A 269-nucleotide genomic window follows, 5' to 3' on the forward strand; every position below is an offset into this window, starting at 1 on the left:
GGCGCGGCCGGCACGCTGCTGAATCCTCCCGCCGGCGGCTGGTACGTGCTCACGGCCTACAAGCGCAGCGGATCGCTCGAAACCGATTACGAGATCCTGCGCGTTACCGCCGTGGACAACTCGGTGATCGGCGAGTGCCGCCTGACGGTGCTGCGCGGCCAAGAGGGCACGGCGCCCCGGGCCTACAACTCGGGCGACCTGCTGGAGATGCGCATGACGGCCGGGGGTATGCGCGAGGTGGTGCAGACCACGGATGAGCGCATGTCGAA

1 pseudogene is annotated in these 269 nt (G+C 68.8%); it reads left to right on the top strand.

The features are described from left to right. Nucleotides 1-269: pseudogene (locus tag ACF8NF_RS20360) on the top strand (hypothetical protein); the annotation flags it as partial.

This window comes from Delftia sp. WSY_22, from assembly GCF_043104185.1.
Taxonomy (GTDB): domain Bacteria; phylum Pseudomonadota; class Gammaproteobacteria; order Burkholderiales; family Burkholderiaceae_C; genus Comamonas; species Comamonas tsuruhatensis.